The organism is Moellerella wisconsensis ATCC 35017 (genome assembly GCF_001294465.1).
GTDB lineage: Bacteria > Pseudomonadota > Gammaproteobacteria > Enterobacterales > Enterobacteriaceae > Moellerella > Moellerella wisconsensis.
The window spans coordinates 130,238-155,306 of the sequence record NZ_LGAA01000003.1 but is presented as its reverse complement, the minus strand read 5'-3'; the positions used below and the strand labels follow the sequence as shown (position 1 = coordinate 155,306).

20 protein-coding genes and 2 tRNA genes are annotated in these 25,069 nt (G+C 43.4%); 17 read left to right on the top strand and 5 right to left on the bottom strand.

What is annotated here, in order from left to right; genetic code table 11:
* Positions 1–71 precede the first annotated feature (71 nt).
* The 14 genes from folP (at position 72) to M992_RS01635 (ending at position 16,076) form a co-directional block, all read left to right on the top strand.
* Positions 72–908 (top strand): dihydropteroate synthase, encoded by an 837-nt coding sequence (gene folP / locus M992_RS01700; protein WP_053907094.1) that lies wholly within the window; start codon positions 72–74, stop codon positions 906–908.
* A gap of 4 nt (positions 909–912) precedes the next feature.
* On the top strand, positions 913–2,250 hold the full coding sequence (glmM, locus tag M992_RS01695) for a phosphoglucosamine mutase (RefSeq protein WP_047257510.1): 1,338 nt from the start codon (positions 913–915) through the stop codon (positions 2,248–2,250).
* A gap of 366 nt (positions 2,251–2,616) precedes the next feature.
* Positions 2,617–2,955, top strand: coding sequence for a preprotein translocase subunit SecG (secG, locus tag M992_RS01690; RefSeq protein ID WP_053907093.1), 339 nt, complete (start codon positions 2,617–2,619; stop codon positions 2,953–2,955).
* 109 nt (positions 2,956–3,064) lie between these two features.
* Positions 3,065–3,154: transfer RNA gene (locus M992_RS01685), tRNA-Leu, on the top strand.
* Between the two features lie 58 nt (positions 3,155–3,212).
* Positions 3,213–3,289: transfer RNA gene (locus M992_RS01680), tRNA-Met, on the top strand.
* Positions 3,290–3,491: 202 nt separating this feature from the next.
* Complete coding sequence (rimP, locus tag M992_RS01675) at positions 3,492–3,944, top strand: ribosome maturation factor RimP (protein ID WP_047257507.1); 453 nt, start codon at positions 3,492–3,494, stop codon at positions 3,942–3,944.
* Positions 3,945–3,967: 23 nt separating this feature from the next.
* On the top strand, positions 3,968–5,476 hold the full coding sequence (gene nusA, locus M992_RS01670; RefSeq protein ID WP_053907092.1) for a transcription termination factor NusA: 1,509 nt from the start codon (positions 3,968–3,970) through the stop codon (positions 5,474–5,476).
* Between the two features lie 23 nt (positions 5,477–5,499).
* Positions 5,500–8,235 (top strand): translation initiation factor IF-2, encoded by a 2,736-nt coding sequence (infB, locus tag M992_RS01665; RefSeq protein WP_053907091.1) that lies wholly within the window; start codon positions 5,500–5,502, stop codon positions 8,233–8,235.
* Positions 8,236–8,307: 72 nt separating this feature from the next.
* Complete coding sequence (gene rbfA / locus M992_RS01660) at positions 8,308–8,718, top strand: 30S ribosome-binding factor RbfA (protein ID WP_053907090.1); 411 nt, start codon at positions 8,308–8,310, stop codon at positions 8,716–8,718.
* Positions 8,718–9,671 (top strand): tRNA pseudouridine(55) synthase TruB, encoded by a 954-nt coding sequence (gene truB, locus M992_RS01655; RefSeq protein ID WP_053907089.1) that lies wholly within the window; start codon positions 8,718–8,720, stop codon positions 9,669–9,671. Before rbfA ends, truB begins: the two co-directional genes overlap by 1 nt.
* Positions 9,672–9,918: 247 nt before the next feature.
* On the top strand, positions 9,919–10,188 hold the full coding sequence (gene rpsO / locus M992_RS01650; RefSeq protein WP_047257502.1) for a 30S ribosomal protein S15: 270 nt from the start codon (positions 9,919–9,921) through the stop codon (positions 10,186–10,188).
* A gap of 689 nt (positions 10,189–10,877) precedes the next feature.
* A complete protein-coding gene (gene pnp / locus M992_RS01645; RefSeq protein WP_053907169.1) occupies positions 10,878–13,001 on the top strand; it encodes a polyribonucleotide nucleotidyltransferase in 2,124 nt (707 codons plus the stop codon).
* Between the two features lie 85 nt (positions 13,002–13,086).
* Positions 13,087–14,004 (top strand): lipoprotein NlpI, encoded by a 918-nt coding sequence (gene nlpI / locus M992_RS01640; RefSeq protein ID WP_082120852.1) that lies wholly within the window; start codon positions 13,087–13,089, stop codon positions 14,002–14,004.
* A 170-nt stretch (positions 14,005–14,174) separates the two neighbouring features.
* Positions 14,175–16,076, top strand: coding sequence for a DEAD/DEAH family ATP-dependent RNA helicase (locus M992_RS01635; RefSeq protein ID WP_053907088.1), 1,902 nt, complete (start codon positions 14,175–14,177; stop codon positions 16,074–16,076).
* A gap of 301 nt (positions 16,077–16,377) precedes the next feature.
* Here the strand turns inward: M992_RS01635 and M992_RS01630 are convergent, their stop codons facing one another.
* From M992_RS01630 to M992_RS01620, 3 genes are read right to left on the bottom strand one after another with little or no spacing between them, the layout of a single operon-like run.
* Positions 16,378–16,755: a YjaA family stress response protein gene (locus M992_RS01630; protein WP_053907087.1), complete on the bottom strand. Its 378-nt coding sequence runs from the start codon at positions 16,753–16,755 to the stop codon at positions 16,378–16,380.
* Positions 16,756–16,811: 56 nt separating this feature from the next.
* Positions 16,812–17,528 carry a two-component system response regulator BtsR gene (gene btsR, locus M992_RS01625; protein WP_047257499.1) on the bottom strand — a complete coding sequence of 239 codons (717 nt, stop codon included), beginning with the start codon at positions 17,526–17,528 and terminating at the stop codon, positions 16,812–16,814.
* Positions 17,529–17,538: 10 nt separating this feature from the next.
* Positions 17,539–19,233, bottom strand: coding sequence for a sensor histidine kinase (locus M992_RS01620; protein WP_053907086.1), 1,695 nt, complete (start codon positions 19,231–19,233; stop codon positions 17,539–17,541).
* Between the two features lie 376 nt (positions 19,234–19,609).
* On the opposite strand from M992_RS01620, the gene M992_RS01615 reads away from it, so the two are divergent.
* Genes M992_RS01615 through M992_RS01605 form a run of 3 tightly spaced genes read left to right on the top strand, consistent with a single transcriptional unit; the run spans position 19,610 to position 22,904 of the window.
* A complete protein-coding gene (locus M992_RS01615; RefSeq protein WP_053907085.1) occupies positions 19,610–20,581 on the top strand; it encodes an HlyD family secretion protein in 972 nt (323 codons plus the stop codon).
* An 11-nt stretch (positions 20,582–20,592) separates the two neighbouring features.
* On the top strand, positions 20,593–21,738 hold the full coding sequence (locus M992_RS01610; protein WP_053907084.1) for an ABC transporter permease: 1,146 nt from the start codon (positions 20,593–20,595) through the stop codon (positions 21,736–21,738).
* On the top strand, positions 21,738–22,904 hold the full coding sequence (locus M992_RS01605) for an ABC transporter permease (RefSeq protein WP_053907083.1): 1,167 nt from the start codon (positions 21,738–21,740) through the stop codon (positions 22,902–22,904). Before M992_RS01610 ends, M992_RS01605 begins: the two co-directional genes overlap by 1 nt.
* 3 nt (positions 22,905–22,907) lie before the next feature.
* On the opposite strand, the gene M992_RS01600 is transcribed toward M992_RS01605, so the two are convergent.
* Positions 22,908–23,786: a U32 family peptidase gene (locus tag M992_RS01600; protein ID WP_053907082.1), complete on the bottom strand. Its 879-nt coding sequence runs from the start codon at positions 23,784–23,786 to the stop codon at positions 22,908–22,910.
* 20 nt (positions 23,787–23,806) lie between these two features.
* Positions 23,807–24,802: a ubiquinone anaerobic biosynthesis protein UbiU gene (ubiU, locus tag M992_RS01595; RefSeq protein WP_053907081.1), complete on the bottom strand. Its 996-nt coding sequence runs from the start codon at positions 24,800–24,802 to the stop codon at positions 23,807–23,809.
* Positions 24,803–25,069 lie beyond the last annotated feature (267 nt).

The window sequence follows — 25,069 nt, the reverse complement described above, 5'->3', positions numbered from 1 at the left end:
CCCCGTATTGATTAACTCTCTACTTAAAACCCCAGGCCACTGGGGTTTTTTACGTCAGGATAAAATACATCATGATAATTAGCGCAAGAAATTCGATACTTGATTTAACGACTCCCCAAGTGATGGGGATCCTCAATATTACCCCTGATTCATTTTCTGATGGGGGGAGTCATAATCGTTATCAGGATGCGTTAGTTCATGCTGAAAGAATGATGACTGAAGGTGCATCGATTATAGATATTGGTGGCGAATCAACGCGTCCAGGGGCAGCAGAAGTTTCTGTACAACAAGAATTAGACCGTGTAATCCCGGTGGTTGAGGGGATAGCTAGTCGGTTTGATGTCTGGATTTCAGTCGATACTTCAAAGCCTGAAGTGATGCTTGAGGCCGCAAAAGCGGGTATGCATATTATTAATGATATTCGTTCGTTACATGAAGAGGGTGCATTAGCTACTGCCGCAAAATTACAATTGCCTGTATGCTTGATGCATATGAAAGGGCAACCTCGTACCATGCAAGATGCGCCTCATTATGACGACGTAGTTCAGGAAGTAAAACAGTATCTTGCTGATGAGATAGAGCGCTGCATGAAGGCAGGAATTAAAAAAAATAACATCATCCTTGATCCAGGATTTGGTTTCGGCAAAAATTTAACCCATAATTATCAGTTATTAGCGAATTTGATGGAATTCCACGATTTCGGACTTCCCGTGTTGGCAGGAATGTCGCGTAAGTCTATGATCGGGCAATTATTAAATGTTCCTCCACAGGAACGGCTCGAAGGTAGCCTGGCATGTGCAGTTATTGCTGCGATGCAAGGTGCTCAAATTCTGCGTGTCCATGATGTCAAAGCAACCGTACAAGCGATGCAAATCGTGCAGGCTACCCTGTCAAACAAGGAAAAATAATCTTATGAGTAACCGTAAATATTTTGGGACAGATGGTATTCGAGGCAAAGTAGGTGATAGCCCGATCACTCCAGATTTCGTTTTAAAATTAGGTTGGGCGGCTGGAAAGGTTTTAGCGCGTCATGGTTCACGTAAAATCATTATTGGTAAAGATACTCGAATTTCAGGCTATATGCTGGAATCGTCATTAGAAGCTGGTTTAGCGGCAGCAGGATTATCTGCTTCGTTTACCGGACCAATGCCAACCCCTGCGGTTGCCTATTTAACCCGTACATTTCGTGCTGAAGCAGGAATTGTAATTTCTGCCTCACATAATCCATATTACGATAACGGGATTAAATTTTTCTCCATTGACGGGACTAAATTACCGGACGATGTAGAAGAAGCTATTGAAGCTGAGATGGAAAAACCGATTACTTGCGTTGAATCTGCAGAGTTAGGACGTGCGAATCGTATCGTTGATGCTGCTGGCCGTTATATTGAATTCTGTAAAGGTACCTTTCCAAGTGACCAAAGCTTGGGTGGATTAAAAATTGTCATTGATTGTGCTAATGGTGCAACTTATCACATTGCACCGAATGTATTGCGCGAGCTCGGCGCAGAAGTTATTGCTATTGGTTGCGAACCAAACGGTATTAATATCAATGAAGAGTGTGGTGCAACCGATGTGCGCTTATTACAAAAACATGTTCTCGAAGAGAAAGCGCATGTTGGTTTAGCCTTTGATGGTGATGGCGACCGAATTATAATGGTTGACCATTTAGGTAATAAAGTCGACGGCGATCAAATTTTGTATATTATTGCTCGCGAAGCTCTACGCCAAGGGCAACTACGCGGTGGTGTTATTGGCACCTTAATGAGTAATATGGGATTGGAGATTGCGTTAAAGCAACTGGGTATTCCTTTCGAACGCGCGAAAGTTGGTGACCGATATGTACTTGAAAAACTTCAAGAAAAAGGCTGGCGTATGGGCGCGGAAAATTCAGGCCATGTTATTTTACTGGATAAAACGACCACTGGTGACGGGATTGTTGCGGGCTTACAAATTTTAAGCGCTATGGTACGTAACCACATGAGTTTGCATGATTTATGCAGTGGTATGAAGTTACTACCTCAGATACTGGTCAATGTACGTTTTTCCGGATCTCATGACCCATTACAGTCAGAATTAGTACAAAATGTGAATGAACAAGTGGTCAAAGAGTTGGCGGGTAAAGGACGAGTATTACTCAGAAAATCAGGCACTGAGCCATTAATTCGAGTGATGGTCGAAGGCGAAAATGAGGCCGAAGTGACGGCTATGGCGCACCGTATTGCTGATGCGGTTAAAATGGCTGGTTAATGGCTATTTATTAATAAAATAGTCATAAAATCATCGATAAAATGACAAGGATCATTAGGCGTGTTTTGCTTTACTAATGCGCTTAATGATATTATTGATGTTAGGTAGCAAGAGATAGACTGTATAGAAAGTTATAGATAAAACTATATAGAAAAATAATGACCATAAGTTGAACATAAATAGCGGTGTAATTACTGGTGTTTTTTTCCGCAAATAGTCGATTTAAATGAAAATACTCTTGCTTGTCAGCCCGGCTTTCGTTAATATCCACACCCGCTCATTCCTGTTAAGAGGAAGTGAGTAGGTGTGCAGTTATTTTGTCATAACGATTAAGTTATGAACCGCTATTGAAAATAGGTAACTCAAATGTACGTAGCTCTTTTAATTGTTTTCTTGCTAGTTGCAATTGGGCTTGTTGCTCTGATAATGCTCCAGCAGGGTAAAGGCGCTGACATGGGTGCTTCTTTCGGTGCGGGTGCTTCTGCAACACTGTTTGGTTCATCGGGCTCTGGTAACTTCATGACTCGTATGACTGGGATCTTTGCAGCGCTGTTTTTCATTCTCAGTTTAACTTTAGGCAATATGACAGCCAATAAGTATGGAACTGGTAGCGAATGGGAAAACATTAGCGAACCGGCAAAAGTCGAGCGACCAACAGACGTTCCGGTAGCACCAGCGACACCAACGAGTGATATTCCACGTTAAGTGTCCTAGATTCCAAATAGATAATTTTGTGTCGATACCAAATTATCGAAAGTAGTAAAGTAAAGTTTAAAAATGAGATTGTTAAAAAAGCGAATAATCTCATTTCTGTGCCGAGGTGGTGAAATTGGTATACACGCTACCTTGAGGTGGTAGTGCCTACAAAACGGGCGTAGGGGTTCAAGTCCCCTTCTCGGCACCATTATTTGTATAGCTTGCGATTTGCAGGTTATCAGCGTAGTATATGTCACGTTTTCGAACGCGGGATGGAGCAGTCTGGTAGCTCGTCGGGCTCATAACCCGAAGGTCGTCGGTTCAAATCCGGCTCCCGCAACCACTTCTTAGTCAACTATCTTTTCAAATGCATTTATCGGTATTTACACGATTAACTCTAATTTTAAAAGATTACTAAGAAACTGGTTGAACCCGTTGACACTACAGGGTCCAGTTACTTAAGCCCCGAATTTCGGGGTTTTTTGTTATTTGACAACCGAATTAACTGGGCTTTTATAGCCCTTTTTTTATGTCTGGGGGTGGGCTTGTCCACATTAGATCAAAAATTAACAGAGATGATTTCAGCACCTGTAGAGGCTTTAGGCTTTGAATTTGTTGGCCTTGAGTTTATCCGTGCACGTGTTTCAACACTACGTGTTTACATTGATAGTGAAGATGGCATCACTGTTGATGATTGTGCTGATGTTAGCCACCAGGTCAGTGCGGTATTGGATGTAGAAGATCCTATCGCTGTACTTTATAACCTGGAAATTTCGTCACCAGGTCTAGACCGTCCTATCTTTACCGCTGAACAATTTGTTCGTTATATCGGTGAAGAGGCGACAGTGGTTTTACGCATTGCAATGCAGAACCGCCGTAAATGGCAAGGTATAATTAAAGCCGTTGATGGTGAAATGATAACGGTTACTGTGGATGGTAAGGATGAAGTGTTCGCGTTGAGCAACATCCAGAAAGCTAACCTGGTACCCCACTTTTAATTAAGTTCAATGAGGCAACTAGGATGAACAAAGAAATTCTGGCTGTTGTGGAAGCGGTTTCTAATGAAAAATCCCTTCCTCGTGAAAAAATCTTCGAGGCACTTGAAACTGCTCTAGCAACTGCCACCAAGAAAAAGTATGAGCAAGAAATTGAAGTTCGTGTCAGTATTGACCGTAAATCCGGCGATTTTGAGACTTTCCGTCGTTGGTTAGTGGTTGATGAAGTCACCATGCCGACTCGCGAAATTACGTTTGAAGCCGCAAATTTCGATGATCCTTCAATACAGTTAGGCGACTATATTGAAGATGAGATTGAATCGGTTGTATTTGACCGTATTACTACGCAAACGGCTAAACAAGTTATCGTACAAAAAGTTCGCGAAGCAGAGCGTGCGATGGTTGTTGAACAATTCCGTGAGCAACAAGGTGAAATCATCACCGCTCAGGTTAAAAAAGTAAATCGTGATAACATTACCTTAGATTTAGGTAACAACGCTGAAGCTGTTATCCTGCGTGAAGATATGTTGCCACGTGAGAATTTCCGCCCAGGTGACCGAATTCGCGGTGTACTGTATGATGTTCGTCCAGAAGCGCGTGGAGCACAATTATTTGTGACTCGCTCACGTCCTGAGATGTTGATTGAACTGTTCCGCATTGAAGTACCGGAAATCGGCGAAGAGATTATTGAAATCAAAGCCGCAGCTCGTGATCCTGGTTCTCGTGCTAAAATTGCTGTAAAAACCAATGACAAACGTATTGACCCAGTGGGTGCGTGTGTTGGAATGCGTGGCGCGCGAGTACAAGCCGTTTCCAGTGAACTGGGCGGTGAACGAATTGATATCGTATTATGGGATGATAACCCAGCGCAATTCGTGATTAATGCAATGGCTCCAGCAGATGTTGCTTCTATTGTGGTTGATGAAGATAATTGCACAATGGATGTTGCTGTTGAAAGCAGTAATTTGGCACAAGCGATTGGCCGTAATGGACAAAACGTACGCTTAGCGGCGCAATTACTGAAAATACATCGTGGTAATGACAAGTGGGAATTAAATGTCATGACTGACGATGAGCTGAATGCAAAACATCAAGCGGAAGCACATGCTTCTATTGATACATTTACTAAGCATCTTGATATTGATGAAGAGTTTGCCACTACACTGGTAGAAGAAGGCTTCTCTACGTTAGAAGAACTAGCTTACGTGCCTATCAGCGAACTTCTGGAAATTGAAGGTCTTGATGAAGAGACTATCGAAGTTCTGCGTGAAAGAGCAAAAGCAGCCCTAACTACGCTGGAATTAGCTCAGAAAGAGAGCTTAGGCGATAATCAGCCTGCAGAAGATTTATTAACTCTAGAAGGTATGGAACGCGCATTGGCCTATGAATTAGCGGCTCATGGTATCTGTACTCTGGAAGATCTTGCTGAACAGGGCATCGACGACCTTACTGATATCGAAGGTCTGGATGATGAGAGAGCGGGAACACTCATCATGGCTGCACGTAATATCTGCTGGTTTGGTAACGATGCATAATCACTGTAGCAGGAAGGAATGGAATGACAGAAACTGTAAAATCATTGGCAGCAGAAATTCAAACCTCAGTTGAACGCCTGGTACAGCAATTTGCTGACGCAGGGATCAAAAAAGGTGAGAGTGACTCTGTTAGTCAGAATGAAAAAGAAACTTTGCTGGCACATCTGAATCGTGAACAAGGCGGTACAGCAGGTCAGCCAAGTAAATTGACACTACAACGGAAGACTCGTAGTACGTTGAGTGTCCCCGTCACCGGTGGCAAAAGCAAATCGGTAAATATCGAAGTCCGCAAAAAACGTACATATGTAAACCGCGATGCTGTAGAACAGGCAGAAACGGAAGAGCAGGCGAAGCGTGAAGCGGAAGAGCAAGCACGGCGCGAAGCTGAAGAAAAGGCACAACGCGAAGCGGAAGAAAAAGCGAAACGTGATGCTCAAGAGAAAGCACAACGTGACGCAGAAGCAAAGCGTAACGCCGAAGATAAAGCAAGACGTGAAGCAGCTGAAAAAGCTAAGCGCGAAGCAGCGGAAATAGAGAAAGTGAAACAAAGCGAAAATCAACAGAAATCAGGCAAAACCGGTGAAGTAATCAGTGAAAAACAACGTCTTGAAGCGGAAGCTGCGGAATTAAAACGCAAAGCCGAAGAAGAAGTTCGTCGTAAAGTCGAAGCCGATGCGCTTCGTGTTGCTGAAGAGGCTCGCCGTATGGCCGCAGAAAATCCAGTTACTGAAGATGCACCAACTGAAGAAGTAACCGATTACCATACAACCACTTATCGCCATGCTCAAGAAGCAGAAGATGAGAGTGATGCAAAAGAAGAAGGTCGTCGCACACGTAACCGTACGACTAAAGCTCCGCGTCAAAAGAAAGGCAATAAACTTTCTGAGAAAGCAGATCGCGAAGAAGAGCGTGCTGTCGGTCGTAATGGTAAATCTAAAAAGAACCGTAAAGGTAGCTCACTGCAACAGAGCTTTAACAAGCCCGTTGCTGCAGTAAACCGTGACGTTATCATTGGTGAAACCATTACTGTTGCTGAACTGGCTAATAAAATGGCAGTTAAAGGCTCTCAGGTCATCAAAACTATGATGAAAATGGGCGCTATGGCAACGATTAACCAGGTTATTGATCAGGAAACTGCTCAACTGGTTGCGGAAGAAATGGGACATAAAGTTATTCTGCGTCGTGAAAACGAATTAGAAGAAGCTATCCTGAGCGACCGTGATACAGGCGGCGAATCAATCGCAGAGCCACGTCCACCAGTGGTTACCATTATGGGTCACGTTGACCATGGTAAAACCTCATTACTGGATTATATTCGCTCAACAAAAGTCGCCTCTGGCGAAGCGGGCGGGATTACCCAGCACATCGGTGCTTATCATGTAACAACTGATAAAGGTATGATTACCTTCCTTGATACTCCGGGACACGCCGCGTTTACTTCAATGCGTGCTCGTGGTGCACAAGCAACGGATATCGTGGTTCTGGTTGTTGCTGCAGATGATGGCGTTATGCCTCAGACGGTTGAAGCCGTTCAGCATGCGAAAGCCGCAGGCGTTCCAGTTGTTGTTGCTATCAACAAAATGGATAAACCAGAAGCTGACCCTACACGCGTCAAAAATGAATTAATGCAATACGGTATCTTCTCTGAAGAATTAGGTGGAACAAACCAATTCGTTAATGTTTCAGCGAAGAAAGGTACCGGTATTGATGAACTGCTGGAAGCTATCCTGTTAGAAGCTGAAGTTCTTGAACTGAGCGCTGTTCGTACAGGTATGGCAAGCGGTGTTGTCATTGAATCTTATCTTGATAAAGGCCGTGGTCCAGTTGCGACTATCCTGGTTCAAGAAGGTACATTGAACAAAGGCGATATCGTACTGTGTGGTTTTGAATATGGCCGTATTCGTGCAATGCGCAACGAATTAGGTAAAGAAGTTCAAACTGCCGGTCCATCAATGCCAGTCGAAATTCTGGGTCTGTCCAGCGTTCCTTCTGCCGGTGATGAAGCAACAGTCGTTCGCGATGAGAAAAAAGCACGTGAAGTTGCTCTGTATCGTCAAGGCAAATTCCGTGATGTGAAACTGGCTCGCCAGCAGAAATCTAAACTGGAAAACATGTTTGCGAACATGGAAGAAGGTAAAGTTTCTGAATTGAATATCGTACTGAAAACCGATGTTCAAGGAACCTGTGAAGCCATTACTGACTCACTGCAAAAACTGTCTACTGATGAAGTTAAAATTAAAATCATCGGTTCAGGTGTGGGTGGTATCACAGAGACTGACGCTTCACTGGCTGCAGCATCAAATGCCATCATCCTGGGCTTTAACGTTCGTGCTGATGCATCTGCACGTCGTGTCATTGAAAGCGAAAGTGTTGATTTGCGTTACTACTCGGTTATCTATAGTCTGATTGATGAAATCAAACAGGCGATGAGTGGTATGCTTGAACCTGAATACAAACAACAAATCATTGGTCTGGCTGAAGTTCGTGATGTGTTTAAATCACCGAAATTTGGTGCCGTTGCTGGTTGTATGGTGGTTGAAGGTACGATTAAACGTAATAACCCAATTCGCGTTCTGCGTGATAACGTGGTTATTTACGAAGGTGAATTAGAATCATTACGTCGCTTTAAAGATGATGTGAGTGATGTTCGTAACGGTATGGAATGTGGTATCGGTGTTAAAAACTACAACGATGTCCGCCCTGGTGATATGATCGAAGTCTTTGAGATCATTGAAATCAAACGTTCTATCGACGGTTAATTTTACCGCAAGTTCATCTTACTATATTGTTAGGGGGGCTATATGCCCCCCTAAATGTCAGGAGATATAACGATGGCAAAAGAATTTACCCGCGCTCAGCGCGTCGCTCAGGAAATGCAGAAAGAAATCGCCATTATCCTACAGCGTGAAATTAAAGACCCTCGTATCGGAATGGCGACAGTTTCAGGTGTCGAATTATCACGAGATCTAGCCTACGGAAAAGTTTATGTGACTTTTTTAAACTTTTTGGATGCAGAGCATGATTCTGAAATGGTTAAAAATGGCATTAAAGCATTGAACGAAGCTGCGGGATTTATTCGTTCATTGCTAGGAAAATCAATGCGTTTACGCGTATTACCAGAATTAACATTCTCTTATGATAGCTCATTAGTCGAAGGGATGCGGATGTCAAACCTGGTGTCTAATGTGGTACGTGATGATGAAAAACGTCGCGTAGATACAGATGGACAAGAGGAAAAATAATGGCTCGCCGTCGTCGTGGCCGTGATATACATGGCGTATTATTACTGGATAAACCGCAAGATATTTCCTCTAATGATGCACTGCAGAAGGTTCGCCGCCTGTTTAATGCGAACAAAGCCGGTCACACTGGTGCGCTAGATCCACTGGCAACAGGCATGTTGCCAGTGTGTTTAGGTGAAGCGACAAAGTTCTCTCAGTTCTTACTCGATTCCGACAAACGCTATCGCGTTATTGCGCGTCTAGGGCAGCGTACTGATACCTCTGATTCTCAGGGGCAAATTATCAGTGAGCGCCCAGTGAATGTGACTCAAGAACAGCTTGATGCTGCACTGGACAGTTTTCGCGGTGAAACACTGCAAGTTCCATCAATGTACTCAGCCTTGAAACATCAAGGTAAACCGTTATATGAATACGCCCGCAAAGGCATAACGGTAGAGCGCGATGCGCGTCCGATTACTGTTTATGAATTGCAGTTTATTCGCTGGGAAGGTGATGAACTGGAATTAGAAATTCATTGTTCTAAAGGCACCTATATTCGAACGATTACTGATGATCTTGGTGAACTTCTCGGATGTGGCGCACATGTTATTTATTTGCGCCGCATACAAGTCGCTAACTATCCGTATGAAAGAATGGTGACATTAGAACAATTAACCGCATTAAAGGAACTTGCCGAACAACAAGGGCATCCACTAGAAGAGGTGCTAGACCCTCTATTATTACCTATGGATACCGCGGTCGTGCATTTTCCAGCGGTTAATCTTTGTGAAACCACAGCCGGTTATTTCCAGCAAGGTCAGCCAGTAAGAACGGCGATAAACAACTTGCCAGAAGGTGAAATGGTACGTGTCACCCGAGGAGATGATGCCAAATTTATTGGTATTGCTGTGATCAACGAAGAAGGTTTAGTTGCTCCACGTCGATTAGTCGTTGAAAATCCAATCAACGAATAACGTCGTTGGGTTGTCATATTGCGTTGTGTTGATAAGCAGCGTAGAATGACGCCGCTTAACTATTTATATGGCTTTGGTTGTTATTGGGCTTTTATGTTGACTCTCTGTATATGTTCGATGAGAACCGGTGCGGTTAGAAACAGTTAGCGTTATGATAGCTGCGGTTTATAAATATTAAGCTTTATTTTGAGAAGCTAAATTAGAGATTGGCTCTCGTTACCTAATATATCAATCATCTGGAGTTATTATGTCTCTAAGTACTGAAGCGAAAGCAAAAATTGTTGCAGAATTTGGCCGTGGCGAAAACGACACTGGTTCAAGTGAAGTTCAAGTTGCACTGTTAACTGCGCAAATTAATCACCTGCAAGGTCACTTTTCAGAGCACAAAAAAGATCACCATAGCCGTCGTGGTCTGTTGCGTATGGTTGCTCAGCGTCGTAACCAGCTGAACTACCTGAAAAGCAAAGATGTTGCACGTTATACCGCTCTGTTAGAGCGTCTTGGTCTGCGTCGCTAATCAAGCAAGTTTCAGTGGAAAGGGGCCTATTGGCCCCTTTTCTTCTGGATAGAGTTGATCTTTATATCAGCCAATGTTGTAAAAATCGCTTTGGAAATAGTCTTTTCTACTCCTTAAATGATATTGAAAAGTACTATTTATACTATTTAAATAGCGGAATATTTTATTTCAAGTGAAGTTAGACTCGAAATTCACTTAACTAAAATGTTAAACTAGATCAGCTGAATGCGCCGCTCGCATCTATTTTGATTGGCGGTTAATTTATTCCTGAATTTCTCGGGGTAAAGCGTTAATATTGGCTGGCTATATATCCCATATAGATTACAGTATTGTGGGCATATAAGGCGTGAAGCAATAAGCTTCTTGTGCTAAATTCAATCCGGTCGATGTAACTCATCGTTACTGTTTTGACTAAAGTTGTTTGGCTAAAGTTAATATCAGACTGATAAATAATCAGCAGTGAACTTTATTTAGCCGCACAGAAGTTAAATAACATTATTATTGTATGAGCCTCTTCGGCTACAACCGATTCGCGCGGCTAATGAGAGTATTGAATATTGACTAACAGCTAATCAGCTAGAGTATCAATAACCCGTTTCAGTCCTCTCATTAGTCGCGAGGATGTAGTAAGAAGAGAAAACTAATGCCACAGATGAATGAAATCATGTGGTCTAAGAAAGGGTACTATTTTGCTAAATCCTACTATTCGTAAATTCCAATACGGTCAACACACAGTCACTATCGAAACCGGTATGATGGCGCGCCAAGCGACAGCAGCAGTTATGGTCAACATGGACGATACTGCGGTTCTCGTTACTGTTGTTGCGCAGAAAAAAGTTAAAGAAGGGCAAAGCTTTTTCCCTTTAACTGTTAACTATCAAGAACGTACTTACGCAGCAGGCCGTATTCCAGGAAGTTTCTTCCGTCGTGAAGGCCGTCCTGGCGAAGGCGAAACACTGATCGCTCGTTTAATCGACCGTCCATTACGCCCATTGTTCCCAGATAGCTTCTTAAACGAAGTTCAAATTATCGCTACCGTTGTTTCTGTTAACCCACAAGTTAATCCAGACATCGTAGCAATGATTGGTGCATCTGCGGTGCTGTCACTGTCAGGTGTTCCATTCAATGGCCCAATTGGTGCTGCACGTGTTGGTTTCATTGATGGCCAATATGTACTGAACCCAACCGCTGACGAATTAAAAGAAAGCCGTTTAGATTTAGTTGTTGCCGGTACTGAAGGCGCAGTATTGATGGTTGAATCAGAAGCAGAACTGATGAGCGAAGAAGAAATGCTCGGTGCAGTTGTGTTTGGTCACGATCAACAACAAGTGGTAATTGAAAATATCAATGCACTGGTTGCAGAAGTTGGTAAAGAGAAATGGGATTGGCAGCCAGAGCCAGTTAACCAAGCGCTGAGCGATCGTGTTGCAGCACTGGCTGAAAGCCGTCTAGGCGATGCTTACCGTATCACTGAAAAACAAGAGCGTTATACACAAGTTAATCTGATCAAAGAAGAAGTTACTGCCGCATTATTAGCAGAAGACGAAACTTTAGACGCATCTGAAATCTCAGACCTGCTGTCTGGTTTAGAAAAACAAGTAGTTCGTAGCCGTGTATTACGTGGTGAGCCACGTATCGATGGCCGTGAAAAAGACATGATCCGTGCGTTAGATGTACGTACTGGCGTTCTACCACGTACTCACGGTTCAGCATTGTTTACTCGTGGTGAAACTCAGGCGCTGGTTACCGCAACTCTGGGAACGGCACGCGATGCCCAGAACATCGATGAGCTGATGGGCGAACGTACTGACAGCTTCTTATTCCATTACAACTTCCCTCCATACTCTGTGGGCGAAACTGGAATGGTCGGTTCACCTAAACGTCGTGAAATTGGTCATGGTCGTTTGGCTAAACGCGGTGTATTGGCAGTGATGCCAACTCAGGCTGAATTCCCATACACGATCCGTGTGGTTTCTGAAATCACTGAATCAAACGGTTCATCCTCAATGGCCTCTGTCTGTGGTGCTTCTTTAGCACTGATGGATGCGGGTGTGCCAATTAAAGCTGCGGTTGCAGGTATTGCAATGGGCTTAGTTAAAGAAGATGAAAACTATGTAGTTCTGTCTGATATTCTGGGTGATGAAGATCACTTAGGCGACATGGACTTCAAAGTAGCCGGTAGCCGTGAAGGTATCAGCGCATTGCAGATGGATATTAAAATCGAGGGTATTACCCGCGAAATCATGCAAGCGGCACTGAACCAAGCTAAAGGCGCGCGTTTACATATCCTAACGGTCATGGAACAGGCTATCAATAGCCCACGCGATGATATTTCTCAGTTTGCACCACGCATTCATACCATCAAAATCAGCTCTGATAAAATCAAAGATGTGATTGGTAAAGGCGGTTCTGTTATTCGTGCGCTGACTGAAGAAACAGGAACGACTATCGAAATCGAAGACGATGGTACTGTAAAAATCGCGGCAACTGATGGTGAAAAAGCCAAAGAAGCTATCCGTCGTATCGAAGAAATTACCGCAGAAGTTGAAGTTAATCGCGTCTACCAAGGTAAAGTAACGCGTATCGTTGATTTCGGTGCTTTCGTTGCAATTGGTGGCGGTAAAGAAGGTCTGGTGCATATTTCTCAAATCGCTGACAAGCGTGTAGAGAAAGTGACTGACTATCTGCAAATGGGTCAAGAAGTTCCAGTTAAAGTCATGGAAATCGACCGCCAAGGTCGTATCCGTCTCAGCATGAAAGAAGCCGTTACAACGGAAGAAGCTCCTGCTGCACAACAAGACTCAGCGGAATAAGTTGACCTTGAAACAGGTGTCCTGTAAAAAGGGCACCGTTCAGCAATTTTGCTGAAAAGATCCAGTAGCAATGTAAGGACGGAATATGCTGAACAGTATCTGTCTTAAGAGAAGGGATGCGAATGCGTTTGTACGCCTTATCTCTGCGGCATTTCTTTTCTTATTGATTGGCTGCAGTAATAAAGAGTGGCGAACTAATCAAGTTCTGGCTATTCCTTTACAACCTACATTGCAACAGGAAGTTATATTGGCTCGTATGGAACAAATCCTTGCGAGTCGTTCATTGACCGATGATGAGTACGCACAGCTTTTATATGAGCGCGGTGTGTTGTATGATAGTCTCGGTTTAAGGGCATTGGCTCGCAACGATTTTTCGACTGCGTTAGCCATACGTCCTGATATTCCAGAGATTTTTAATTTTCTTGGGATATACTTTACGCAGGCAGGCAACTATGATGCCGCCTATGAAGCGTTTGATTCTGTATTAGAACTTGATCCAACTTACAATTTCGCGCGTATGAACCGAGGCATCGCACTTTATTACGGTGGCCGGTATAAATTAGCGCAGGATGATCTGCTGGCGTATTATCAAGACGATCCAAACGACCCTTTCCGTAGCTTATGGCTTTATTTGGTGGAAAAAGAAATTGATCCCCAAGTAGCGAAAGCTAACTTGTCGGCACGTTATGACAAATCGGAAAAAGGGCAATGGGGCTGGAACATTGTTGAATTTTATTTAGGGAACATCAATGAAAATACATTGATGGAGCGTTTAAAACAAAATTCAATGGATAACACTTCGCTCGCTGAACATCTCAGTGAAACTAACTTCTATTTAGGTAAAAATTACCTAAGTCTGGGGGATAAGAATAATGCGGTTGCATTATTCAAACTGACGGTAGCCAACAACGCTCACAGTTTTGTTGAACACCGCTATGCATTGTTGGAATTGGCGCTATTAGGCCAAGAACAAGACGACCTTTCAGAATCGGGCCAGCAATAGCTGACGAACATTTTCACACAAAATTTTAAGTCATCATCTAGACACGATGAGGGCTTATCTGTTCGTTTAATAATATAATTTGAGCCAGTTCACATTTTAAATGAAAATGACGGAAACGATTTTCGCTGTGTTATGTAAACTGGCCGCCATTAAGTATGAGGCACCTTTACATGACTACAGAGACTGATATCTCTTTTGCTGATCTTGGTTTATCAGCATCTATTTTGACTGCACTGAGTGATTTAGGTTACGAAAAACCTTCACCAATTCAACAACAATGTATCCCTCATCTGTTACAAGGGTCAGATGTGCTGGGTATGGCACAAACAGGAAGCGGTAAAACAGCAGCATTCGGTGTACCGTTGCTGAACAATATCGATCCTAACTTAAAAGCGCCGCAAATTTTAGTCTTAGCCCCAACTCGCGAACTGGCCGTTCAGGTTTCAGAAGCGATGGGTGACTTTGCTAAACATATGAAAAGTGTCAATGTTGTTGCCCTGTATGGTGGCCAACGTTATGACGTTCAATTGCGTGCACTGCGTCAAGGACCACAAGTTGTCGTGGGGACTCCAGGACGTCTGCTTGACCATTTGAAACGTGGAACTTTAGATCTTTCTCAATTAAAAGGTCTGGTTCTGGACGAAGCTGATGAAATGCTGCGTATGGGCTTTATTGAAGATGTTGAAAACATCATGAGCCAAATCCCAGCAAATCACCAGACGGCGCTTTTCTCTGCAACGATGCCAGATCCGATCCGTCGTATCACCCGTCGTTTCATGAAAGATCCAAAAGAAATCCGTATCCAGTCTAGCGTAACCACTCGCCCTGATATTACTCAGAGCTACTGGACTGCTTATGGTGTGCGTAAAAATGAAGCGCTGGTTCGTTTCCTTGAAGCGGAAGATTTTGATGCAGCAATTATCTTTGTGCGTACTAAAAATGCCACATTAGAAGTTGCAGAAGCCTTAGAACGTAGCGGTTATAACAGCGCGGCATTGAATGGTGATATGAACCAAGCACTGCGCGAACAAACATTAGAACGTTTAAAAGATGGTCGTTTAGACATTTTGATCGCAACTGATGTTGCGGCTCGTGGTCTGGATGTTGAGCGTATCAGCTTAGTTGTTAACTATGACATCCCTATGGATGCTGAATCTTACGTTCACCGTATCGGTCGTACAGGCCGTGCTGGTCGTGCTGGTCGCGCATTACTGTTCGTTGAGAACCGTGAGCGTCGTTTACTGCGCAACATTGAACGCACCATGAAACTGACTATTCCTGAAGTTGAACTGCCAAATGCAGATCTGCTGACTGAACGTCGTTTAGCTAAATTTGCCGAAACTGTTCAAAAACAGCTAGAAAGTGCTGATTTAGAACAATATCGTGCATTACTGGCTAAATTAGTTCCTGGTGAAGATTCAGATATCGAAACTCTGGCAGCAGCATTGCTGAAAATGGCACAGGGCGAACGTCCTCTGATCCTGCCACCAGAAGCTCCACGTCGTCCACGTCGTGAATCAAATGACCGTTCTGACGACCGTCGCCGTGGTAATGACCGTTTCGATCGTGGTGACCGTGGTGATCGCGGTGACCGAAATGGTGATAAACCAGCGCGTCGCGAACGTCGTGATGTCGGCGATATGGAACTGTACCGTATTGAAGTTGGCCGCGATGATGGTGTTGAAGTTCGTCATATTGTTGGTGCGATTGCGAACGAAGCCGATATCAGCAGCCGTTACATTGGTAACATCAAACTGTTCGGAACTCACTCGACTATTGAACTGCCAAAAGGCATGCCAAATGATTTAGTGAGCCATTTAAGCCGTACACGCATTCTGAATAAACCTATGCAGATCCAACTGATGGGTGAAGCTCAACCATTTGAACGCCGTGAGCGTCGTGGTGGTGGTGCTCCTCGTCGTGGAGAAGGTAGTTCAGCGGGTGGTGCCGGTGCAGGTGCTCCACGTCGTGGTGGTGAGCGTAAAAATGATCGCGGTGGTTTCCGTGGTCGTAGCGAAGATGGTGCCGCATCAGCCGCGCCACGTCGCCGCACTCCAAGCAATAACGCATAATTATCGCGTTTAATTGGCTTGTGCTCAGTTGATGAGACACTAAAAACCGGACATTTGTCCGGTTTTTTTTGGTTTTTTTATAGATTTTATATTGTGATGTTAACTTTTGCAGACTTCCCCGATGGGAATATCAGCGTGAAAAGCTAAACTAAACAATCAACTAGAGCGTAAAAAATAGAGATATGGGAATAGAAAGTAAGGACTATAGTACGATGAGGCGTCTTAGAATATTGAGTATATGATTAGGGTAGAGAAAGAAGATTAGGTCGCCAGAGGATAACCCTCTGACGACTCATAAAAATTATTGGGTGTTTTCGAGTAATGCTTTGGCCTCACTTTGAGGTAAGGGTAAATTATCGCAGCAGACAACAATTTTTTTCACTTTTTGGGCAAATCCACCAGAAACCACTTCTTTGAGTAAACGAATTTCAACTTCACTTAGCCCACCTTCGATTTTATCTAGCGCTTGTACCACAACACGATGATGAGTGCTAAACGGCAATGAAACACGCAGACCCATTTGCTCAACCAGTTGTCGCAGAATAAATTCAGCCGAATAATAATCGCCGATGATCAAGCGGACTGAAGAGAAATGACCTTGTGCTGAATGCTCATCGTGAGTTTCCAGATTTTTTAATGTCATTGAATCAGTTCTAATTTGAAGATAAAAATCAGCCATTCACCTGACTCCTTTAGGTTTAGGTTAATTATAATTATTTCATAATATATGATTGCTTAGATTAACCCTAATGCTTCTTTGAGTGGTTTAAGATAACGGCGGCTGACTGGGATGCGTTCTCCATTACTCAGCACTAACTCAGCTTGCCCATTATCACCGAATAAAATTTCATTTAACTGAGTCATATTGACCAAATATTGACGATGGCAGCGAACTAGTGGCGTTCGCATTTCAAGGGTACGTAACGTCAATTCCGTAAAGCCTTCTTGGCCTTGCTTACTAATCACAAATACACCGCTCATGCGTGAGGTGACGTATAAAACTTCATCCAGCTTCATTAGCCAAATACGACTGTGACCAGTACAAGGAATAAACTTGAGTGGCTCGCTACCGACTAACGCTTCGATATTCTGCTTTTGCTTACCTTGTCGTAATCGATGCAGCGTTTTTTCCATGCGCTGTTTTTCTACCGGCTTCAGCAAATAATCAAACGCATGCTCCTCAAAGGCCTCAATCGCATATTCATCAAAAGCGGTGAGGAAAATGATATAAGGTCGGTCTTCGGGATCAAGCATGCGCACCATCTCTAAGCCAGTAACGCGAGGCATTTGAATATCCAAAAACACCGCATCCGGCTTTAATTTATGGATAGCGCTAATAGCTTCGATGGCATTGGCGCATTCGCCGATAATTTCAATATCTGCTATATCTTCGAGTAAGCAACGCAGGTTTTCTCGGGCTAAGGGTTCATCATCAACAATTAGTACATTCATTATTTTTTAATTATTTTATTAGGTTGTGTGAATAATACGGCAAATTTAGTTTGATACGGGTAAATTCTTCGGGCTCATATTCCACGCTAACCCCATATTTTTCGCCGTATTTTAAGCGCAGTCGTTTATCCACCAAACTCATTCCTAAGCCATCACTGAGCGGCGAGGGTTGATAGAGTCCGGCATTGTCTTCAATTTCGATACAAACACATTGATTATATTGATAAGCACGTATTGTAATACGCCCAATGCCTAATAACTGTGATGTTCCATGTTTTATGGCATTTTCTACCATCGGTTGGAGAGAAAAAGCCGGTAGCTCGACCAGATTAAGCTGATCTGGGATCTCAAAATGAACCTGTAAATTATCACGGAAACGTGCTTTTTCAATCTGTAAATATGCATTAACGTGCTCTATCTCTTCACCCAGCGTGGCATTATTCTCCGGACGTTTAAGATTTTTACGAAAAAATGTTGAGATATATTGCACTAATTGTCCCGCTTGCTGGCTATCACGCCGGATTACTGCTTGGAGTGTATTGAGCACATTAAATAGAAAATGTGGATTAACTTGGGCATGCAACAACTTAACTTCAGATTGCAGCAGTGATTGTTTATTGCGTTCATATTGTCCGGCGAGGATCTGTGCAGAGAATAAACTGGCGATACCTTCCCCTAGGGTACGATTAATTGAGCTGAATAAACGATTTTTGCCTTCATAAAGTTTTATCGTTCCTATAACGCGTTGATTTTCACCGCGTAAAGGTATAACCAATGCAGAACCCAATTTACAGGTAGGATCGAGTGAACATTTATACGGGGTCTCATTGCCGTCGGCATAGACGACTTCATTGAAGTCGATCGCTCGACGCGATTGTATCGACGCAATCGGGGTGCCGGGAATATGGTGATCTGCGCCTATCCCTATAAAGGCTAATAATTTTTCGCGATCGGTAATCGCAACGGCACCAATTTCTAGCTGCTGGTAAATGATTTTAGCCACTTTCATGCTGTTATCCGCATTGAAGCCTTTGCGTAAAATACCTTCTGTACATACGGCTATTTTCATTGCTTGGGCTGAAAATGCGGAGGTATACCTATCTACAATGGCGCGCCTATCTAATAAAATACGGATAAACATTGCGGCGCCAATACTGTTGGCAATCACCATCGGGGCGGCAATATTTTTTACTAACGCTAAAGCCTCATTAAAGGGTTTAGCCAATAATAAGATAATTAGCATTTGGATGATTTCGGCAAATAGTGTTACTCCAGCAGCGGTCCACGGATTAAATAACTTATTAATTTTACCGCGCTTCATATAGTAGCTATGGATCAGCCCCCCTATCAGTCCTTCTGCGATAGTCGATACCATACAGCTGAATGCGGTCATACCGCCGAGGGAATAGCGGTGCAATCCGCCGGTAAAGCCAACCAAAAAACCAACACCGGGGCCACCGAGTAAGCCGCCTAATACTGAACCGATTGCGCGAGTATTGGCTATCGAGTCATTGATATGTAAGCCAAAATAAGTGCCCATGATGCAGAAAATGGAGAAAATAAAGTAACACATGACTTTATGGGGCAGACGAATGGTGACTTTTAGCAAAGGAATGATCAGCGGTGTTTTGCTTAATGCCCAAGCTATCACTAAATACACGCACATCTGCTGCAAGAGTAGGAGGACTAGATCAAACTCGTACATAGGTTTTCCAGTAGGGAGGCAAAGCGTCTATTTTAACTTAATTGGATTATTGTGTGGCGAATATTATTGTTAATATTCATATCACGAAAATTTGACATAAGTGATTTTCAGTTGCACTATTCCGGTATTATTCGGGTGCTATTCCCTTTCTGTCAGTGAGCTAGCGCACGAATTTATTAACGCTTTGTTGTAAATTATTGTCATACTGTATCGATAATAGTTTCTGCCATTATATCCGTCATACTTATATTGCGGGCATATTAGTTAGCTTTACTCTTCTAAACATACTGACGTATGTAATCTTATTGATCTCTTCGATTGCGTTCCTGCAACTCGAATGATTTTGGATACATTATTTTTAAGGTTCATAAACATAATGAAAAAAAGAACGATTGTACTGATCCTGCTGATGTTGATTTTAATTGCAACAGCCGCTCTTTTTCATTCCCATAATCAATATTTGTTATTACAAGGTGAAGTTGATGCTCCGGAAGTGGTGGTGACTTCTAAAGCCACCGGCCGGGTCATTGAACGTCATATTGAGCGTGGTGATGATGTTAAACAAGGACAGTTATTATTAACGCTGGAAAGCCCCGAACTCAATGCACAATATGCCGCTGTTGTTGCGGCGCGCGACCAAGCTAAAGCTCAATTAGCCTTATCGCTGCACGGTACGCGTGAAGAAACGCTGCGTAATTTAGCGGCGCAGGTTGCTCAGGCTCAATCGCAATATCAGAACGCTAGCCATGAATATACACGGTTAAGTAATTTATCGGCGAAGGGATATGTGTCTGCGAATGAGTTAGATAATGCCCGTAAAGCAAAAGATGTGGCTTATCAACAGGTACTGAGTGCTAAAGCCCAGTTAGATGAAGGCAAAAATGGCGATCGTGTTGAGCTACGTCATCAATATCAAGCCGAATTAACACAAGCAGAGCAGAAACTGGCTGAGATTCAAGTACAGGTTGATGATTTACAAGTAAAAGCCCCGGTTGAAGGTGAAGTCGGACCAATCCCTGCAGAAGTAGGCGAATTATTTAATGCCGGTAGCCCATTAGTGTCGTTGATCCGTTTGCCTCAAGCCTATTTTATTTATAATCTACGCGAAGATATTTTAGTTAATGTCAAAAAAGGTGACATTATTAAATTACGAGTTCCGGCATTAGGTGATAAAGAAATCGATGCGGAAGTGCGTTTTATCGCCCCTAAAGGCGATTACGCGACCAAGAGAGCCACGCGTGCAACCGGGGACTTCGATTTAAAAACCTTTGAAGTTCGCTTATACCCCTTGGAGCCTGTGGAAGGTCTTCGTCCGGGCATGAGTACATTGTGGCGCTGGGATAAATAATAAGGCGCAGTATGAAAGCTAAATTTGCTTGGAGAGGCTTTGAAAATGCCTTTAGCCGAGAAACAAAATCCGCGATCCGTAGCCCGGTATTCCATTGGTTAAGTTGGTTATTTCCACTAATGTTATTCACCTTGGTGAGCGCCAATTTTTCTGAAGGCACCTTAATGGATTTGCCCGTCTCGGTAGTGGATAACGATCACAGCCCGTTGTCTCGGCAATTAATCCGCGATTTAAACGCCGGACCTCATGCCGATGTTAAAGCGGTTGATAATAACGTTGATACCTCGATAAAAAGAATGGCCAGCGCCAAAGATTATGCGGTGCTGTATATCCCGCCTGATTTTGAAAAAGAGGCGCTCAGTGGTCGCCAACCCGAAATTAGAATGTATTACAACGCCTTATTTTATGCCTCGGGCAGTTATGCGATACAGGATTTCAGTGGGCTGGTGGCCGAACTGAATGCTAAATATCGGGTGCTGATGGCGTCTTCGATGGGGCATAAACTTCCGCCTTTGGCGAATGTTACCTTATCTTACGATAGCTTATTTAATCCAAGTGGCAGTTATATTTATTATCAGCAATTTGCGGCCACTATTCATATGCTTCAGCTATTTGTGGTGACCTGTACCATTTACACCATGTCGCGGGGATCGATTCTGCAATCGATCACTCCTTTTGTCCCGGCTTTGCTGGGTAAAATGGCACCTTATACCTTATTTTTCATCACTTTATTGGTGATAGAAATAGCGGCATTAGTGACACTATTTGATGCTAAGGTTACCGGTAATCCGCTATATATGATTATGGTCGGTTTCTTCTATGTGATAGCGGCACAGAGTATTGGCTTATTGCTGTTCACTTTTACCTCCAGTGCGATTATGGCGTACAGCTTAATTGGGATATTGGTCAGTATCGCCTTGGCTTTTTCCGGTATGGCGGTTCCCGAACTTTCTATGATTTGGCCGGCGCGCGTGATTTCAAATATAGAGCCATTAACTCATGCTTTGAATGCGATGTTTGATATTTTTCTGCGTGAAGTCACCGGATGGCGGATTATTGAAGTTTGTCTGTATTTATTGATTTATCCGTTAGTCTGTGCATTTTTAGTACGTCACCGACTGTTTAAACGACTTGCAGCCCAAGGAGGGAGTGAATAATGCCGGTTTATTTTGCCACCTTCAAAAAGGTGCTACTAGGCATGCTGGATAAACCAATGTGGCTGTTGCTGCTGGTTTCTTTATGCATCATGAGTTTAGTCTATGCCAAGCCGGTGTTATGGGAGCTTCCTGTCGCGGTGATTGACCAAGACCATAGCTCTGCAAGTCGGGTATTAATTCGCGATTTAGATGCCACACCGAAAGTGCAATTACACAGTTACGATAATTTAGCCCAAGCACGGCAGGATATGATCAGCCGGCAGCTGTTTGCGATTATTATTATTCCAACCAATTTTGAAAAATATCTGCTCGAAGGTAAAAATATTACGGTGCCGGTTTACGGTGATGGAACTAACCGATTAGCCAGTGGACAGATTCAACAAGAATTATCCATTGCTTATACCCAGCTACTCAATGATTATAATACCGCGTTATTACGCGACGCCGGTTATAGTGCGGAGCAAGCTGCGTTAGTGATCACTCCCGTGAAAAGTGAAACTATTGCATTATATAATCCCGGCGTGAGTTTTGCGGCGATTGTTTTCCCTGGGCTTTTAGTGATGTTATTACAGCATTCACTGTTAATTGCCTGCGTAAGGGTAAGTATTGCTATTCGAGGTACCCCTAAAGGTAAGCCGCCATTAGCGGTTTATCTCGGCGCGTTATCGGCGTTATTACCTATCTGGTTATTTTTATCCACGGTATTTTTTGCGTTATGGCCTTGGGTACTAGGCTATCGCCAAGAAGCCCCACTGTACGAACTGTGGATGCTAACGTTCCCTTTTTTATTGGCCGTACTCGGATTAGGCAAACTGGTGACCGAATGTCTGCGTAGCGTGGAAATGATTTATTTAACCTTGGCATTTATTACCACGCCAGTGTTTTATATGTCCGGCACTATTTGGCCATTACAAGCGATGCCGGATTGGGTTCGAATGATAGCCTCTGCGCTGCCTTCTACTTGGGCGACTAACGCTATTGCCGGTATTAACCAGCTGGGATTACCTTTTACTGGCGTTTTGATGGATATCGTGATGATGCTGACTCTCGGAGTGATTTATACCCTACTGGGAGTTTTTGTTGGCATGCTGCGAAACGGTGAATTACGCCATTACAGTCATAAATTACGCCATCTCATCCACAAAAAGTCCCAGCATCATGATTAATGTTTATTGGGCCATTGATAACCCAGCAATGTTACGCCAATAGCCATTACAACTGGGCTCTGCCGCCAGATTTAGCGGGGCCGTGCCCAGTTGATTCGCTTTAAATTGCGCCAAGATATTTAGGGAATCGATATTTTCAGGTGAAATACGCACAATATCGACCAATCCTTGCATCGAATTCAGCTCATTACCCAAATTGTAGCAATAGCCACTTTGTGTTTGGATCCCATTAAGAATAAACACTTGCTGCTGCTCTTGAGAAAATACTTTGCGTCCTTGCGGATAATTGATGCAGCAAGTTTCACATTCGTCTTTAGAGCGGTTTTCAGAGCGGGCGGTAAAACAACGAGCAGAATAAGCCAGCGGTAAATGGCCATAGCTCATCACTTCAATCTCAAATTGATCGCGGATCCCCAAGCTTTCACATTGATTGAGTAAATTAATCAGCCAATCTCGCGACAGCTCGACCGGCATACACCAACGTGTCATCCCTTGTTTTAACAACGATTTAAGCGCATAAGCATTGTAGCAATTGAGCCCATGACCAGCAACGAAAGGCAATCCGCGCTCGGCGAGCATATTGATCACCCCAAAATCATGTGCTTCGAGGAGAAACTCACCATTATCGACTAATTTGCAAATTTCTTTCAGTTCTGACGGCGCTTGCAATAATGCCAGAGAGGTTAATACCACTTGTTTACCTTGGGAGGCTAATTGACGCCCAAGTTCAATCCAATCTGCCGGTTTTAATTCGCGGCGTTTACTGCAAACGGATTCACCGAGATAAATAATATCGGCCTCACTTTGCGCTGCTTGGTGATAAAAATCCTCTAATACCGTGCGTGGCCAGTAATATAATACTGAGCCTAATGAATATCTCATATACTTTCCCTTTGACGCCTTTACTGCCATTTACGATGATACGCGCCCAGCGTGGTTTGCTGGCCTTCAGACAAATCGCCCAAACTTTTAGACCACTGCGGATCGGCCTCAAATCCCGCAGGATTGGCTTGATAGCGATCAATTGCTTGACGCCAAATACGCGTGACTTCACTGACATATGCCGGGCTACGTTGACGCCCCTCTATTTTGACCGATGCAATATTTGCCGCCATCAAATCAGGAATTAATTCAATGGTATTCAAGCTGGTGGGTTCTTCGAGGACGTGATATTTATGATCATCAACCAGATAGCGGCCCTTACACAGCGTCGGATATCCCACATGCTCATTGTGATCATAGCGGTCAATTAATACCTCGTTTAGGCGTGAATCCATGCCAGTTGCTGTTTTTTGCCAGCGCACAAAACGGGCCGGAGAACAGGCACCCACGGTATTCGGCGATTCGCCAGTTAAATAAGAGGAAAGATAACAACGGCCTTCCGCCATAATGCACAAGCTACCAAAGGCAAAAACCTCTAGCGGTACCGGACTACTTTTGGCTAATTGTTTGACTTGATGCATCGATAAAACTCGGGGTAATACCACCCGATGAACTTGAAAATTACGTTGATAAAAGCGAATAGCCTCGGTATTGGTCGCGGAGGCTTGTACAGAAACATGGCGTTCAATGTGCGGGTATTTATGCGCCGCATATTCAAGCATGGCGATATCGGCGAGGATCAGCGCATCAGCGCCTAAATCTGCGGCTAAATCAATCGAATTTTGCCACCGCTCATAGCCATCTGGATGAGCAAATGTATTAATAGCGATATGCAGTTTGCGTTTATTTCGGTGAATATAACGTTCGGCTTCATGCAGTTTTTTTTCGGTAAAATTCAATCCGGCAAAATGCCGTGCATTGGTGTCATTTTTTAAACCGATATAAACGGCATCCGCACCGTTTTCTACTGCTGACTTTAATGCGGGCAAATTGCCTGCCGGGCAGAGTAATTCCATATTTTTAATCTCAGTTTTGATCTCAGTATAAATTTTCAGCTATCAGGATTGTAATCAAGACCAGTAAACAACATTTTGATTTAAGGCAGTTAAATGGCATTTTATGATTGAGATTGCGGGAATGACGTCCGATTGAGAAAATAAACTCTGGCAGAATGGATGATTATTGATATAGGATCATAGCGATTGTCGCTTATTTTGACACAATACCCTTATTATCTCATCAAATGGCCCGCCATATATGCCGTGTAACTTGAATCAATAAAT